Annotated in this window: 27 protein-coding genes; all 27 read right to left on the reverse strand. The window is 43.0% G+C overall.

Annotation, left to right across the window (positions count from 1 at the left end):
- Positions 1-4 precede the first annotated feature (4 nt).
- Positions 5-223, reverse strand: a complete 219-nt coding sequence (gene infA / locus J7E26_RS17415) for a translation initiation factor IF-1 (RefSeq protein WP_003156508.1) — start codon at positions 221-223, stop codon at positions 5-7.
- Between the two features lie 324 nt (positions 224-547).
- A complete protein-coding gene (gene map / locus J7E26_RS17420; protein ID WP_214803916.1) occupies positions 548-1,294 on the reverse strand; it encodes a type I methionyl aminopeptidase in 747 nt (248 codons plus the stop codon).
- Positions 1,291-1,944, reverse strand: coding sequence for an adenylate kinase (locus tag J7E26_RS17425; protein WP_214803914.1), 654 nt, complete (start codon positions 1,942-1,944; stop codon positions 1,291-1,293). The genes map and J7E26_RS17425 overlap by 4 nt, the downstream gene beginning before the upstream one ends.
- A gap of 53 nt (positions 1,945-1,997) precedes the next feature.
- On the reverse strand, positions 1,998-3,293 hold the full coding sequence (gene secY / locus J7E26_RS17430; protein WP_214803912.1) for a preprotein translocase subunit SecY: 1,296 nt from the start codon (positions 3,291-3,293) through the stop codon (positions 1,998-2,000).
- A gap of 1 nt (position 3,294) precedes the next feature.
- Positions 3,295-3,735 carry a 50S ribosomal protein L15 gene (gene rplO / locus J7E26_RS17435; RefSeq protein WP_061521278.1) on the reverse strand — a complete coding sequence of 147 codons (441 nt, stop codon included), beginning with the start codon at positions 3,733-3,735 and terminating at the stop codon, positions 3,295-3,297.
- A 30-nt stretch (positions 3,736-3,765) separates the two neighbouring features.
- Positions 3,766-3,945, reverse strand: a complete 180-nt coding sequence (gene rpmD, locus J7E26_RS17440; protein WP_003156497.1) for a 50S ribosomal protein L30 — start codon at positions 3,943-3,945, stop codon at positions 3,766-3,768.
- A gap of 13 nt (positions 3,946-3,958) precedes the next feature.
- The gene (gene rpsE, locus J7E26_RS17445) at positions 3,959-4,459 is read right to left on the reverse strand and encodes a 30S ribosomal protein S5 (RefSeq protein WP_003328273.1); all 501 of its coding nucleotides are present in this window, start codon (positions 4,457-4,459) and stop codon (positions 3,959-3,961) included.
- Between the two features lie 24 nt (positions 4,460-4,483).
- Complete coding sequence (rplR, locus tag J7E26_RS17450) at positions 4,484-4,846, reverse strand: 50S ribosomal protein L18 (RefSeq protein WP_061521279.1); 363 nt, start codon at positions 4,844-4,846, stop codon at positions 4,484-4,486.
- 33 nt (positions 4,847-4,879) lie between these two features.
- Positions 4,880-5,419, reverse strand: coding sequence for a 50S ribosomal protein L6 (gene rplF / locus J7E26_RS17455; RefSeq protein WP_214803910.1), 540 nt, complete (start codon positions 5,417-5,419; stop codon positions 4,880-4,882).
- Positions 5,420-5,449: 30 nt separating this feature from the next.
- A complete protein-coding gene (rpsH, locus tag J7E26_RS17460) occupies positions 5,450-5,848 on the reverse strand; it encodes a 30S ribosomal protein S8 (protein ID WP_214803908.1) in 399 nt (132 codons plus the stop codon).
- A 31-nt stretch (positions 5,849-5,879) separates the two neighbouring features.
- Complete coding sequence (rpsN, locus tag J7E26_RS17465; RefSeq protein WP_003156488.1) at positions 5,880-6,065, reverse strand: 30S ribosomal protein S14; 186 nt, start codon at positions 6,063-6,065, stop codon at positions 5,880-5,882.
- A gap of 22 nt (positions 6,066-6,087) precedes the next feature.
- Positions 6,088-6,627 carry a 50S ribosomal protein L5 gene (gene rplE, locus J7E26_RS17470; RefSeq protein WP_003156487.1) on the reverse strand — a complete coding sequence of 180 codons (540 nt, stop codon included), beginning with the start codon at positions 6,625-6,627 and terminating at the stop codon, positions 6,088-6,090.
- Positions 6,628-6,653: 26 nt separating this feature from the next.
- A complete protein-coding gene (gene rplX / locus J7E26_RS17475; RefSeq protein WP_003156486.1) occupies positions 6,654-6,965 on the reverse strand; it encodes a 50S ribosomal protein L24 in 312 nt (103 codons plus the stop codon).
- A gap of 36 nt (positions 6,966-7,001) precedes the next feature.
- Positions 7,002-7,370, reverse strand: coding sequence for a 50S ribosomal protein L14 (gene rplN / locus J7E26_RS17480; protein WP_017695830.1), 369 nt, complete (start codon positions 7,368-7,370; stop codon positions 7,002-7,004).
- A gap of 39 nt (positions 7,371-7,409) precedes the next feature.
- On the reverse strand, positions 7,410-7,673 hold the full coding sequence (gene rpsQ, locus J7E26_RS17485; RefSeq protein ID WP_016935900.1) for a 30S ribosomal protein S17: 264 nt from the start codon (positions 7,671-7,673) through the stop codon (positions 7,410-7,412).
- A 22-nt stretch (positions 7,674-7,695) separates the two neighbouring features.
- Positions 7,696-7,896 (reverse strand): 50S ribosomal protein L29, encoded by a 201-nt coding sequence (gene rpmC, locus J7E26_RS17490; protein WP_003156482.1) that lies wholly within the window; start codon positions 7,894-7,896, stop codon positions 7,696-7,698.
- Positions 7,886-8,320 (reverse strand): 50S ribosomal protein L16, encoded by a 435-nt coding sequence (rplP, locus tag J7E26_RS17495; protein WP_003225801.1) that lies wholly within the window; start codon positions 8,318-8,320, stop codon positions 7,886-7,888. The genes rpmC and rplP overlap by 11 nt, the downstream gene beginning before the upstream one ends.
- Position 8,321: 1 nt before the next feature.
- Entirely contained in the window at positions 8,322-8,978 is a 657-nt protein-coding gene (rpsC, locus tag J7E26_RS17500; protein ID WP_003328281.1) for a 30S ribosomal protein S3, read from the reverse strand.
- 3 nt (positions 8,979-8,981) lie between these two features.
- A complete protein-coding gene (gene rplV, locus J7E26_RS17505) occupies positions 8,982-9,323 on the reverse strand; it encodes a 50S ribosomal protein L22 (RefSeq protein WP_003156475.1) in 342 nt (113 codons plus the stop codon).
- 16 nt (positions 9,324-9,339) lie between these two features.
- Positions 9,340-9,618, reverse strand: coding sequence for a 30S ribosomal protein S19 (gene rpsS, locus J7E26_RS17510; protein ID WP_003156472.1), 279 nt, complete (start codon positions 9,616-9,618; stop codon positions 9,340-9,342).
- Between the two features lie 57 nt (positions 9,619-9,675).
- A complete protein-coding gene (gene rplB / locus J7E26_RS17515) occupies positions 9,676-10,509 on the reverse strand; it encodes a 50S ribosomal protein L2 (protein ID WP_214803906.1) in 834 nt (277 codons plus the stop codon).
- 31 nt (positions 10,510-10,540) lie between these two features.
- Positions 10,541-10,828: a 50S ribosomal protein L23 gene (gene rplW, locus J7E26_RS17520; RefSeq protein ID WP_003156467.1), complete on the reverse strand. Its 288-nt coding sequence runs from the start codon at positions 10,826-10,828 to the stop codon at positions 10,541-10,543.
- Positions 10,828-11,451: a 50S ribosomal protein L4 gene (rplD, locus tag J7E26_RS17525; protein WP_214803904.1), complete on the reverse strand. Its 624-nt coding sequence runs from the start codon at positions 11,449-11,451 to the stop codon at positions 10,828-10,830. The genes rplW and rplD overlap by 1 nt, the downstream gene beginning before the upstream one ends.
- A 27-nt stretch (positions 11,452-11,478) precedes the next feature.
- Positions 11,479-12,108, reverse strand: coding sequence for a 50S ribosomal protein L3 (gene rplC / locus J7E26_RS17530; RefSeq protein ID WP_214803902.1), 630 nt, complete (start codon positions 12,106-12,108; stop codon positions 11,479-11,481).
- Positions 12,109-12,147: 39 nt separating this feature from the next.
- Complete coding sequence (gene rpsJ / locus J7E26_RS17535) at positions 12,148-12,456, reverse strand: 30S ribosomal protein S10 (RefSeq protein WP_003156464.1); 309 nt, start codon at positions 12,454-12,456, stop codon at positions 12,148-12,150.
- Between the two features lie 248 nt (positions 12,457-12,704).
- On the reverse strand, positions 12,705-13,670 hold the full coding sequence (locus J7E26_RS17540) for an alpha/beta fold hydrolase (protein ID WP_214803899.1): 966 nt from the start codon (positions 13,668-13,670) through the stop codon (positions 12,705-12,707).
- Between the two features lie 102 nt (positions 13,671-13,772).
- The gene (gene tuf, locus J7E26_RS17545; protein WP_214803897.1) at positions 13,773-14,963 is read right to left on the reverse strand and encodes an elongation factor Tu; all 1,191 of its coding nucleotides are present in this window, start codon (positions 14,961-14,963) and stop codon (positions 13,773-13,775) included.
- Between the last annotated feature and the right edge of the window lie 116 nt (positions 14,964-15,079).

A 15,079-nucleotide genomic window follows, 5' to 3' on the forward strand; every position in this document is an offset into this window, starting at 1 on the left:
TGCTTTATTTGTAACGGTACGTAATCCTGCCACGAGTTAAATCATATGGAGATAATTCTACCGTAACTTTGTCTCCAGGTAAAATGCGAATGAAGTGCATGCGGATTTTACCAGATACGTGAGCCAAAACCGTATGGCCGTTTTCAAGTTCAACTTTGAACATCGCGTTCGGCAGCGTTTCAACTATCGTACCTTCCACTTCAATTACATCGTCTTTCGCCATTCAAGTGTTCTCCCTTCTTCAAATCAGTAACTTGCTCTCTGACAAATTTCAAAAGAGAAAATCTCAGTTATCCGTTTGTCACACGCCCTGTTTCGTTTATACTGTTCTGAACTTCCGGAGATACGCAATCATAAAGGGTTAATGATTGATATTCGTTTTCTAAGGAGAATGAAATGTACGCTTTTCTCCGTCTGCTATTAGTACATGCGATGAATATTCATTCCATTGACAGCAGCTAGCTGGTTTTTCTTCCGACCAATTGTAAACGTACAATCTGCCCCGGTGCGGAGAGAAAAACATGTGTCACGGAAATCCTTTCATCACCTAGACTTTTGTCAGTATATCAAAACCCGTTTCCGTAATCGCAATCGTATGTTCAAAATGAGCACACTTTTTCCCATCTACCGTTACAACCGTCCAGTTATCAGCCAATGTTTTCACATAACGGCTGCCAGCGTTAACCATCGGTTCTATAGCGAGAACCATACCAGGCTTCAGCCTAGGTCCTTTGTTTGGCGGACCGTAATGAGGAATTTGCGGATCCTCATGCAAGTCTTGACCAACACCATGTCCGACATACTCCCTAACAACTGAAAACTGCTCATTTTCGACATACGTTTGTATTGCGTGGGAAATATTCGACAAACGTTCGCCTGGTTTTGCTTCCCTCAAGCCTTTATATAAAGACTCCTCTGTCACTTCCAGCAGTCGTTTATCATCATCACTGATGTTTCCTACCGGATAAGTCCAAGCAGAGTCACCATGATAACCATTTAATTTAGCACCGATATCAATGCTGATAATATCACCGTCACGCAAAATCCGTTTACCGGGAATTCCGTGAACGAGTTCTTCATTAACTGATACACAGATGCTCCCGCGAAACCCATTATACCCCTTAAAAGATGGGATTGCACCCTGCTTCTGAATAAAACGTTCGGCAATTTGATCCAATTCTTTTGTCGAGATTCCTGGTTTAATGTGCTTTTTCATCTCTTTATGAGTCAAAGCCACGATTCGCCCTGCTTCCCGCATGATACTAAGCTCACGAGGGGTCTTACAGATAATCATTTGCTCAATCCTCCAAGAAGCTCCTTCACATCTTTGTAAACGTCTTTGATGTCCTGCTGGCCATTGACGTTGACAAGATACCCTTTCTCAGAATAGAAATCGAGTAAAGGCTGAGTTTGCTTCATGTTGACCTCAAGCCGTTTTGAGACGGTTTCCTCATTATCATCTGCCCGTTGATAAAGGTCTCCTCCGTCTTTATCACAAATACCCGGCGTTTTCGGCGGATTAAAGACTAAATGATAGGTTGTGCCGCAAACACTGCAAATTCTGCGTCCAGTCAAACGTTCCATTAAAGAGTCTTTATCTACTTTAATGTTAATGACATAATCAATCGGTTTGCCGTATTCCTCAAGAATTGCTTCAAGAGCTTCAGCTTGAGCGACTGTTCGCGGAAATCCGTCCAGAAGAAAACCTCTTTCACAATCATCTTTGCCAAGTCTTTCTTTGACAATGCCGATTGTGACTTCATCAGGTACGAGCTCTCCCTTATCAATATAAGATTTTGCTTCGAGTCCGAGTGGCGTTTCTTCTTTCATAGCAGCACGGAACATATCTCCTGTTGAGATATGAGGTATCCCATAATCCTCAACAATTCGTTCTCCCTGCGTGCCTTTGCCGGCTCCAGGAAGTCCCATTAAGACTAAGTTCATTTCGGATTTCCCCCGTCCTCTCTTATTTAGAGGAATGGATAAAACCAGTTCCTCTAATTTTTCATAAATCCTCGGTAATTACGTTTCACCAACTGGCTCTCCAGCTGCTTCATTGTCTCCAAGGCTACCCCGACGACAATTAACAATGATGTTCCGCCAATTTGTGCACTTTGAGGCAATCCAGCGAATTGAATGAAAAAGATAGGAAGAATGGAAATCACGGCTAAGAATATAGAACCCACAAACGTAAGTCGATACAAAATGCTCGTAATTCTATCTTGAGTCATTTTCCCTGGACGAACCCCCGGGATATAGCCACCTTGTTTTTTAAGGTTATCAGCCATTTGTTCAGGATTTACCTGCACAAAAGCATAGAAGTACGTAAAGGCAATAATTAAGACGACATAAACCGTCATACCCACCGGATGTGTGTTGTCAAAGTTGGCTTGAATCCACTTTGTCACATCGTTTGTTCCGAAAAATGACGCGATTGTCCGCGGCGTTATAAGAAACGCTACCGCAAAGATTACCGGAATAACCCCTGCCGGATTCACTTTAAGCGGAAGGTGTGTTGACTGGCCTCCGCCAGCAGGTGAACGACCTGTGCCTTTTGCATATTGAATGGCGATTTTACGGACGGCTTGCTGAATAAAAATAACTCCAACAATAACGGCCAGGATCGCAATCACCAATAAAGCGATTTTTACAATATGAATAAACAGCTGATCGCTGCTGCCGACAAATTGAGTCTCATAAATTTGCCCAACAGTTTTCGGAATACTAGCCACAATCCCCGCGAAGATGATGATCGAAATTCCGTTACCTACTCCATTAGAAGTAATTTGTTCTCCAAGCCACATTAAAAAAGCAGTTCCGCCAGTGAGTACTAAAGCAATAATCAGATATGTCGATATGCCGGATTTTTCAATCAGCATACCGTTCGCCAAGTTATTAAACCCGTATGACATACCCAACGCCTGGATAAATCCAAGCACGATTGTAAAATATCTCGTGAACTGAGCTAATTTACGGCGGCCTACTTCACCTTGCTTAGACCACTCGGTAAACTTCGGCACCACATCCATCTGAAGCAGCTGAATGATGATGGAAGAAGTGATGTAAGGAGTAATTCCCATCGCGAAAATGGAGAATTGATAAAGCGCACCGCCGCCAAATGTATTAAGGAGATCAAAAACTCCCATTGAACTCTGTGTCTGTAACGCCTGAGCGTTAACATAAGGCACAGGGATAAACGCACCTATGCGAAAGACGATAAGCATGAGTAATGTAAATATGATTTTATTCCGAATATCACTCACACGCATAAAGTTGGAGATTGTCTTAAACAAGTTAGATCACCTCAGCTGTACCGCCAGCAGCTTCAACAGCTTCTTTCGCAGAAGCAGAGAATTTATTGGCTTTTACAGTTAATTTTTTCTCTAATTTACCGTTGCCAAGAATCTTTACTCCTGCTTTAAGTTTGCTAATAACACCAGTCTCAAGAAGAAGTTCAGGAGTGACTTCCGTTCCTTCCGCAAAACCGTTCAATTTGTCTACGTTCACTACAGCGTATTCCTTACGGTTGATGTTTGTAAAACCGCGTTTAGGAAGACGTTGGAATAAAGGCATTTGTCCCCCCTCGAATCCTGGGCGTACACCGCCGCCAGAACGAGCGTTTTGACCTTTGTGACCTTTACCAGCTGTTTTACCGTTACCAGAACCAATACCACGACCTACGCGATTGCGTGTTTTACGTGAACCTTCTGAAGGCTTTAATTCATGAAGTTTCATTAGGACACCTCCTTAGCCTATAGTTTATTTTTATTGTTCTTTTACAGAAACTAGATGAGATACTTTATTAATCATACCGCGGATCGCAGCGTTATCTTCGTGAACAACAGTTTGGTTTGTTTTCTTTAAACCTAGTGTTCTCACAGTAACGCGCTGATCTTCCGGACGACCGATTACACTGCGTTTGAGGGTAATTTCTAATTTAGCCATTAATGTTCCCTCCTTATCCTAACAGTTCTTCTACTGATTTTCCACGAAGCTTCGCAACATCCTCGGCACGTTTAAGCTCACTTAAACCTTGAAGTGTTGCACGGATCATGTTGATCGGTGTGTTAGAACCTAAAGACTTAGAAAGGATATCAGCTACGCCAGCAAGCTCAAGTACCGCACGTACAGGGCCTCCAGCGATAACTCCAGTACCTTCAGAAGCAGGTTTCAACAAGATATTGCCTGCACCGAAACGTCCGATGATTTCGTGTGGAATCGTAGTTCCAACCATTGGTACTTCAATCAAATTCTTTTTCGCATCTTCAACAGCTTTGCGGATTGCTTCAGGTACTTCTTGTGCTTTACCAGTACCGAAACCTACGTGACCGTTTTTGTCACCGACAACGACTAGAGCTGCGAAACGGAAACGACGACCACCTTTAACAACTTTCGCTACGCGGTTAACCGTAACTAAGCGTTCTTCTAACTCTAATTTGCTTGGGTCAATACGACGCATAATCATGTGTCCCTCCTTTTTTTATTAAAATTTCAGTCCGGCTTCACGAGCTGCATCGGCCAGAGCTTTTACACGTCCATGGTATAAGTATCCGCCGCGGTCAAATACTACGTCAGAAACGCCTTTTTCAACAGCGCGTTTCGCAACCAGTTCACCGACTTTAGCAGCAGCAGCGCTGTCTCCAGTGCTTTCCACGTTCAAATCTTTATCGAGAGTAGACGCACTAACAAGTGTAACGCCGTTTGCATCATCGATGATTTGAGCATAAATGTGTTTGTTTGAACGGAACACATTCAGACGAGGTCTTTCAGCTGTGCCTGAAAGTTTAGCACGAACACGAGCATGTCTTTTTTGACGAGCAGCATTTTTGCTAGTTTTCGTAATCATCTAAGGTCACTCCTTTCTTCACTTTAAGCGGTCTTACTTAGCAGATTTACCTTCTTTACGGCGAACAACTTCACCTTCGTAGCGAATTCCTTTACCTTTGTAAGGCTCTGGAGAACGTACAGCGCGGATGTTAGCAGCGATTGCTCCTACGCGTTCTTTGTCTGTACCTTTTACCACTACTTTTGTTTGAGAAGGAACTTCGATTTCGATGCCCTCTTCAGGAACGATTTCAACCGGGTGAGAGTATCCAACGTTTAAAACAAGTTTGTTACCGGATTTAGCCGCACGATAACCGACACCGACTAATTCCAAACCTCTTTCAAAACCTTTAGATACACCTTCAACCATGTTTCCAAGCAGACTGCGAGTCGTACCATGCAAAGCACGGTGCTCCTTATGATCAGAAGGACGAGCGACTGTAAGCACGTTGTCCTCAATTTTGATTTCCATATCAGGATGGAATGTACGAGTTAATTCTCCTTTTGGTCCTTTCACAGCTACAGTGTTGCCTGCGTTCAGCGTTACTGTAACTTCAGAAGGGATCTCAAGCAGTTTCTTACCTACACGAGACATACTAAAACACCTCCATTCTTGTTAAACTTCTTACCAAACGTATGCTAGTACTTCTCCACCAGCTTGTTTTGCACGGGCTTCTTTGTCCGATAAAACACCTTGTGATGTAGAAATAATCGCGATTCCAAGACCGTTAAGTACGCGAGGTACCTCATTTGATTTAGCGTATACACGCAAACCTGGTTTGCTGATTCTTTTAAGACCAGTGATAACACGCTCGTTGTTTTGTCCGTATTTCAAGAAAACGCGGATGATGCCTTGTTTGCTGTCTTCTACGAACTCAACGTCACGAATGAAACCTTCACGCTTTAAAATGTCAGCAATTTCTCTTTTCAATTTAGAAGCAGGAATTTCAAGCTTCTCATGACGTACCATGTTTGCATTACGGATACGAGTCAGCATATCTGCAATTGGATCTGTCATAACCATTATATAATTACCTCCTTCCCTTTCTTGGGGATTACCAGCTGGCTTTTTTCACGCCAGGAATTTGTCCTTTATATGCAAGCTCACGGAAACAAATACGGCAAAGTTTAAATTTACGAATGACTGAGTGCGGACGTCCGCAGCGTTCACAGCGAGTGTACTCTTGCACTTTAAACTTTGGTGTACGTTGTTGTTTCGCAATCATTGACTTTTTAGCCACGATTTCGCCTCCCTTTCATTGATTATTTCTGGAACGGCATACCTACTTGAGTTAATAGCTCACGAGCCTCTTCGTCAGAGTTAGCAGTCGTTACGATAACGATGTCCATTCCGCGAACCTTTGTTACTTTATCGTAGTCAATTTCAGGGAAGATTAACTGTTCTTTGATACCGAGAGTGTAGTTGCCGCGACCGTCGAAAGATTTCTTAGAAATCCCGCGGAAGTCACGCACACGCGGTAAAGATACAGAAATAAGTTTATCAAGGAAATCATACATGCGCTCTCCGCGAAGAGTTACTTTCGCACCGATAGGCATTCCCTCACGAAGACGGAATCCAGCAATTGATTTCTTCGCACGAGTAACGACAGGTTTTTGACCTGCGATAAACGTTAATTCTTCAACAGCACTGTCGATTGCTTTCGCGTTTTGAACAGCATCACCGACACCCATGTTGATTACGATTTTTTCGATTTTTGGCACCTGCATAACAGAGTCGTAGTTGAACTTCGTCATTAAAGCAGGTGAAATTTCTTTATTGTACTTTTCTTTAAGGCGGTTCATGAGATAGACCTCCCTTCCTTTAAATACTATTTATCTAAGACTTGCCCAGATTTTTTTGCTACACGAACTTTTTTGCCATCTTCCACTTTGTATCCTACGCGAGTCACTTCACCTGTTTTAGGATCGAGCGGCATAACGTTTGATACATGAATTGGCGCCTCTTGATTAGAAATACCGCCTTGAGGGTTTGCTTGAGTCGGTTTAGAGTGTTTCTTCACCATGTTCACACCTTCAACTAAAACGCGGTCCTTTTTAGGGAAAGCAGCAAGGATCGTACCTTGTTTGCCTTTATCTTTACCAGAGATAACCATTACTTTATCGCCTTTTTTCACATGCATCCTGATCGCACCTCCTTGACTAAGGCATTTAATTCATTAGATAACTTCTGGAGCTAGAGAAACAATTTTCATGAAGTTGTTTTCACGTAATTCACGAGCAACCGGTCCGAAGATACGTGTTCCACGCGGGCTCTTGTCGTCACGGATGATAACACATGCATTCTCATCGAAGCTGATGTATGATCCGTCAGTTCTGCGTGCTCCGCTTTTTGTGCGAACGATAACAGCTTTTACGACTTCACCTTTTTTGACAACGCCTCCTGGTGTTGCTTGTTTAACCGTGCAAACAATTACATCACCGATGTTAGCCGTTTTACGTCCAGAACCGCCAAGAACTTTAATAGTCAGTACTTCACGTGCACCAGAGTTGTCAGCTACTTTTAAACGAGTCTCTTGTTGAATCATTTTTGTTACCTCCCTTCGGAAAAAGAATTCCGAACTTTATTAGATAATAACAGCTTCTTCGACAACTTCTACTAGACGAAAACGTTTAGTCGCAGATAATGGACGAGTTTCCATGATCTTTACGATGTCTCCGATTTTAGCTTGATTATTTTCATCATGTGCTTTTAATTTCTTTGAGTATTTTACGCGTTTACCGTAAATAGGGTCTTTCTTGTATGTTTCAACAACAACAGTGATGGTTTTATCCATTTTGTCTGAAACAACACGACCTTGGTAAACTTTGCGTTGGTTACGTTCGCTCATGCTCACGACCTCCCCTCAGTGATTATTTGTTAGCAGCAATTTCTCTTTCACGAATCACAGTTTTCATGCGCGCGATAGCTTTGCGCACTTCACGAATGCGAGCAGTGTTTTCAAGTTGTCCTGTCGCTAATTGAAAGCGAAGATTGAAAAGTTCTTCTTTAAGAGACTTTACTTTTTGTTCAATTTCAGCAGTGGTAAGGTCACGAATTTCATTAGCTTTCATTTGATTCACCACCAATTTCTTCACGTTTTACGAACTTCGTTTTAATTGGCAATTTGTGTGATGCAAGACGAAGAGCTTCACGAGCTACCTCTTCAGACACACCAGAAATTTCAAATAAAACTTTGCCCGGTTTTACAACAGCTACCCAGCCTTCAGGAGCCCCTTTACCGGAACCCATCCGTACCTCAAGCGGTTTAGCAGTGTAAGGTTTTGAAGGGAAAATTTTAATCCAAACTTTACCGCCACGTTTCATGTAACGAGTCATCGCAATACGTGCAGCTTCGATTTGGCGGTTAGTGATCCAAGATGCTTCAAGAGCCTGGATACCGAACTCACCAAAATGTACTTCAGTACCGCCTTTAGCGCGACCGCGCATTTTTCCGCGATGCTCTCTGCGATATTTAACGCGTTTTGGTAATAACATATTATTTTCCTCCTTCCTCAGTTTTCTTCTTAGTAGGAAGAACCTCTCCACGATAGATCCAGACTTTTACACCGAGCTTACCGTAAGTTGTGTCAGCTTCAGATGTTGCATAGTCAATGTCAGCACGCAATGTGTGCAATGGAACAGTTCCTTCACTGTAGTATTCAGAACGAGCGATGTCAGCTCCGCCAAGACGTCCGGAAACCATTGTTTTCACACCTTGTGCTCCAGCACGCATTGTGCGTTGGATTTGTTGTTTCTGCGCACGGCGGAAAGAAATACGGTTTTCTAGTTGACGAGCGATGTTGTCAGCTACTAGCTGAGCATCAAGATCAGCTCTTTTGATTTCAAGAATGTTAATGTGTACACGCTTGCCAGTAAGGCTGTTAAGGGCTTTGCGAAGTGCTTCAACTTCAGATCCGCCTTTACCGATTACCATACCAGGCTTAGCAGTGTGGATCGTAATGTTAACGCGGTTTGCTGCACGCTCGATTTCTACTTTAGAAACAGAAGCGTCAGAAAGGCGTTTGCTAATGTATTCACGAATTTTTAAATCTTCGTGCAGGAAGTCAGCGTAATCTTTACCAGCGTACCACTTAGATTCCCAATCACGAATGACTCCGATACGAAGACCGACTGGATTTACCTTTTGACCCACTACTTATCCCTCCTTCTTTTCTGATACAACGATTGTAATGTGGCTCGTACGTTTGTTGATTTGGCTCGCACGTCCCATAGCACGCGGGCGGAATCTTTTTAACGTTGGGCCTTCGTCAACAAATGCTTGAGAAATAACCAGATTGTTAGCGTCCATTTCGTAGTTGTGCTCAGCATTTGCGATAGCAGATTTTAAAACTTTTTCGATGATTGGAGAAGCAGCTCTCGGAGTTAAGTTCAAGATAGATACTGCTTCGCCTACTTGCTTACCTCGAATCAGGTCCATTACTAGACGTGCTTTACGAGGAGCAATACGGACTGTTCTTGCAACAGCTTTAGCTTGCATTTAAAAGCCTCCTCTCTTAGCGTCTTGTTTTTTTATCGTCACTAGCGTGGCCTTTGTACGTACGAGTTGGAGCGAATTCACCCAACTTGTGGCCTACCATATCTTCAGAAATGAATACAGGCACGTGTTTACGTCCGTCATAGACTGCGATTGTGTGACCGATAAATTGTGGGAAAATAGTTGAACGGCGAGACCAAGTTTTTACAACTTGTTTCTTGTCCGTTTCATTTAATTTCTCGATTTTTGTCATCAAGTGTCCATCGACAAATGGTCCTTTTTTCAAGCTGCGAGCCATTTTGGAACCTCCCTTCGTGATTGCACTACGGTCCGATATGAACCGTAGACAACCCCGTTATTTATTTTTACGACGACGTACGATAAATTTATCAGATTTGCTCTTTTTCTTACGCGTCTTGAATCCAAGAGTCGGTTTGCCCCATGGAGACATTGGTGATTTACGTCCGATTGGCGCGCGTCCTTCACCACCACCGTGCGGGTGATCGTTAGGGTTCATTACAGAACCGCGGACTGTAGGGCGGATGCCTTTCCAGCGTGAGCGTCCTGCTTTACCAATGTTGATAAGTTCGTGCTGCTCGTTACCTACTTGACCGATAGAAGCGCGGCAAGCAGATAGGATCATGCGAACTTCACCAGAGTTAAGACGTACAAGAACGTATTTACCTTCTTTACCAAGAACCTGAGCAGATGTACCAGCTGAACGTACAAGCTGTCCGCCTTTACCAGGTTTTAATTCAATGTTATGCACAACTGTACCAACAGGGATGTTGATAAGCGGAAGTGCGTTACCTACTTTAATGTCAGCTTCTGGGCCAGACATGATTTCAGTACCTACTTGAATTCCTTTAGGAGCAAGAATGTAACGTTTTTCTCCGTCTGCATAGTTGATTAGAGCGATGTTAGCTGAACGGTTTGGATCGTATTCAACTGTAGCAACGCGTCCAGGTATACCATCTTTATCGCGTTTGAAGTCGATAACACGGTATTGGCGTTTATGTCCGCCACCTTGGTGACGTACAGTCAATTTACCTTGGTTGTTACGTCCGCCTTTTTTGTGAAGGGGAGCAAGCAAGGATTTTTCCGGCTGGTCAGTCGTGATTTCAGCAAAATCTGAAGTTGTCATGCCACGACGTCCGTTAGAGGTCGGTTTATACTTTTTAATCGCCATTTTGAATTTCCCTCCTTCTTTTTACAGATAATTAAGCTTCAAAAATTTCGATTTCTTTGCTGTCTGCAGTAAGTTTTACGATCGCTTTTCTGCGACGGCTAGTCATACCAGTATAGCGGCCGACACGTTTTGATTTTCCTTTGTAGTTCATGATGTTGACTTTGTCAACTTTCACTCCAAAGATACTTTCAACCGCATCTTTCACTTCTGTTTTATTAGCTCTTACATCAACTTCAAAAGTATATTTTTTTTCAGTCATTAAATCAGCAGAACGTTCAGTAATGACGGGGCGCTTAAGAACATCACGAGGATCTTTCATTATGCAAGCACCTCCTCTACTTTTTCAACCGCAGCTTTCGTAATCAGAAGCTTCTCGTGGTTGACAACGTCTAACACGTTGATTCCGTTAGCTTGAACAACAGTAACTCCAGGGATATTACGAGCAGAAAGAGATACTGCTTCGTTTTCATCCGCAGTTACGATTAAAGCTTTTTTCTCAACAGACAATCCTTTAAGAACAGCTGCCATTTCTTTCGTTTTAACCGTATCAAGAGTAAGATCTTCAAGAACAATGATGTTGTTGTCATTCACTTTAGAAGACAATACTGATTTGATTGCCAAGCGGCGAACTTTTTTAGGTAATTTATAAGAATAGCTGCGTGGTGTTGGGCCGAATACGACACCACCTCCGCGCCATTGCGGTGAACGGATAGAACCTTGACGGGCACGACCTGTACCTTTTTGACGCCATGGTTTACGACCTCCGCCGCGTACTTCAGAACGATTTTTTACTTTGTGAGATCCTTGACGTAAGGAAGCTCTTTGCATAAGAATAGCGTCGAATACTACGCTCTCATTTGGCTCAATTCCAAATACAGAAGCGTTTAATTCGATATCACCAGCAGTAGAACCGTTTTGGTTGTATAATGCTACTTTTGGCATGATCAATTTCCTCCTTTCTTAAGAGACTTATTTAGATTTAACAGCACTTTTCACAGTGATTAAAGTTTTTCTCGCACCAGGTACGTTACCTTTAATCAAAAGAAGATTGCGCTCAGCATCTACTTTTACGATTTCAAGGTTTTGGACAGTGATTTGATCTCCGCCCATGCGTCCAGGTAATAATTTACCTTTGAATACACGGTTAGGATCTACAGGTCCCATTGAACCAGGGCGACGGTGGTAGCGTGAACCGTGAGACATAGGTCCGCGAGATTGTCCGTGGCGCTTGATTGCACCTTGGAAACCTTTACCTTTAGATACTCCTGTTACATCTACGATTTCTCCTGCAGAGAAAATTTCAACCTTGACTTCCTGACCAACTTCATACGCATCCATTTCCACTCCGCGTAATTCTTTAACGAAGCGCTTAGGAGCAGTTTCCGCTTTTGCAACGTGGCCTTTTTCCGGTTTGTTTGAAAGCTTTTCGCGCTTATCATCAAAACCAAGCTGAATGGCTTCGTAGCCGTCGTTTTCAGCTGTTTTCTTTTGAAGAACAACGTTTGGAGCTGCTTCAATAACAGTTACCGGGATAAGATCACCGTTTTCTGCGAATACTTGCGTCATACCAACTTTTCTTCCTAAGATTCCTTTGGTCATTCGTCACACCTCCTATTAAGATCATTCTATATTTTTGAATTAAAGTTTGATTTCGATATCGACACCAGATGGTAAATCTAATCGCATGAGAGCATCAACAGTTTGTGGTGTTGGGTTCACAATGTCGATTAAACGTTTATGTGTACGCATTTCAAATTGCTCACGAGAATCTTTGTATTTGTGCACCGCACGAAGGATTGTGTAAACTGATTTTTCAGTTGGCAACGGAATCGGACCAGATACGCTGGCACCAGAACGTTTTGCCGTTTCAACAATCTTCTCTGCAGATTGATCAAGGATTCTATGATCATATGCTTTTAAACGAATACGAATTTTTTGTTTTGCCATTATTTTCCCTCCTTTTCGCCTACATCACGTTAGACAGTTCTCCGTGAGAAAAACCTGATCACCTTGCCATGGCAAAGCGGCCGGGTGTGTCAGCAACCTCTCACTTCATCGCAGTCAAAGACCAACATACACCATTATACAGAAAATAGACGTATGTTGCAAGGTTTATTTGAATAACCTTGTGATTTTCACACTTTGATTATTATACAGATGTTAAAGCTAATAATCAAGGATATGCTGTTTTCTTGTCAGAGATGGAATGTTGCGAAGCCGCTGAGAACCTCGGCAAATAAGTCCGGCTCTTCCAAATGAGGAGAGTGGGCCGAGTTTTCAAACCAAAACCATTCTTTATAAGGCGCTTCCACCTGATTATAGAAATCGTGCGATATGCTTCCCGGAACGGTCAGGTCAAACCGCCCTGATATAAAACAACAAGGTACTTTAATAGAAGAAACTGATTCTTCGGCATCAAACCGGCATAGTTCATCCCACAGATGTTTCAGACTGAACATTTGTCCGCGGGCAGCTAAAAGGCTCCCCCTTACGCCATATGGTTCACCAAACAACATGCGGCTGCCCACTTTGAACACAGCGGACCGTTTATGGGTAAAGCCTCCCCCCTTCATTTCAATGGCAAGCAGAAATAATGCCTGCTTCAGCTGTCCCTTCCAAGGAGGAGGGCCGATAAACCGAAGCAGCTTGCCCAGCATTCGATATTTGTTTTCGCGGCTCCATTTTGTAAGCAGCCGGTAAGCTTCCATTTCTTCTTTTAGAATATTTACCACCTGGCTGATGCCAATATACGCGTGATACAGATCAGGCCTCAGTTCTAAGATGTTAAGCGCCAGGACTGAGCCCCACGAATATCCGGCGACATATACTTTCTGTTTACCGAAATGTTTGCAGAGACGTTCTGTCAGTTCAATGGCGTCGGCATTCATTTGTGCCATGGTCATGGTTGAGCCGGGTATTTCTCTTGAATATGAAAGCCCCGCCCCTCTCTGATCCCAGTTCACTACAGTGAAATGCTTTTCCAGCTCTTTCTGGTATCTCCTTGCGTAACCGATTTGCGGGGTTCCCGGCCCGCCATGCAGAAACAAAAGCAGCGGATTCTTCTTGTTATGGCCGTTGATCATGATTGTTTGTTCGCTATCGTTTATTTTCAATTGTTGTAAAAGTGAAATACAATCGTTCGTGCGATAATTATCACTCATGGCTTTGCTCCTAAAATTTGTATACCTTCCATTATACAATGATTTATCCAAGAAACAAAAAACGAGGCCCCATATGGGACCCCGTATTAATGAACGAGTCGATTATTCAGTGATTGTAGAAACAACGCCTGAACCAACAGTACGTCCGCCTTCACGAATAGAGAAACGAGTTCCTTCTTCGATAGCGATAGTTGAGATAAGTTCAACGTTCATTTCAGTGTTATCTCCAGGCATAACCATTTCTACGCCTTCTGGAAGATGGATGATACCAGTTACGTCAGTTGTACGGAAGTAGAACTGAGGACGGTAGTTAGAGAAGAATGGAGTATGACGTCCACCCTCTTCTTTAGAAAGAACGTAAACTTCAGCTTTGAATTTGCTGTGTGGAGTGATTGTACCTGGTTTAGCAAGTACTTGTCCACGTTGGATATCTTCACGAGCTACACCGCGAAGAAGGGCACCGATGTTGTCACCAGCTTCAGCGTAGTCAAGAAGCTTACGGAACATTTCAACACCTGTAACAGTTGTTTTGCTGTTTTCTTCTTGAAGACCGATGATTTCAACTTCGTCACCGACTTTAACTTGTCCGCGTTCTACACGGCCAGTAGCAACTGTACCACGACCAGTGATTGAGAATACGTCCTCAACTGGCATCATGAATGGTTTTTCAGTGTCGCGTTCTGGAGTTGGGATGTACTCGTCAACTGCAGCCATAAGTTCAAGAATTTTTTCTTCGTACTCAGCATCTCCTTCAAGAGCTTTAAGAGCAGAACCTTTAACAACTGGTACATCATCACCAGGGAAGTCATATTCGCTAAGAAGATCGCGAACTTCCATTTCAACAAGTTCAAGAAGCTCTTCGTCGTCTACCATGTCGCATTTGTTAAGGAATACAACGATGTAAGGTACACCAACGTTTTTAGAAAGAAGGATGTGCTCACGAGTTTGCGGCATTGGGCCATCAGCAGCAGATACTACAAGGATAGCTCCGTCCATTTGCGCAGCACCAGTGATCATGTTTTTAACATAGTCAGCGTGTCCTGGGCAGTCTACGTGTGCATAGTGACGAGTGTCAGTTTCGTACTCAACGTGTGCAGTAGAGATTGTGATACCGCGCTCACGTTCTTCTGGAGCACCATCAATTTGATCGTACGCCATAGCTGTACCTTTACCAGATTTCTTATGAAGTACTGTTGAGATAGCAGCAGTTAATGTTGTTTTACCATGGTCAACGTGTCCAATTGTACCGATATTGGCATGTGATTTGGAACGGTCGAATTTTTCTTTAGCCATTCTAAAATCCTCCTTAAGAGCTTTTAATTAGTGATGTATAGAGTGATAGAAAGTGAAAGCAAGCTTTCACTTCCTCATCTTACAATAGTAGTTATACTTGAGTTAAGTGGCAAAAT

This window comes from Bacillus sp. ISL-51, from assembly GCF_018613535.1.
In the GTDB taxonomy this organism is placed as follows: domain Bacteria; phylum Bacillota; class Bacilli; order Bacillales; family Bacillaceae; genus Bacillus.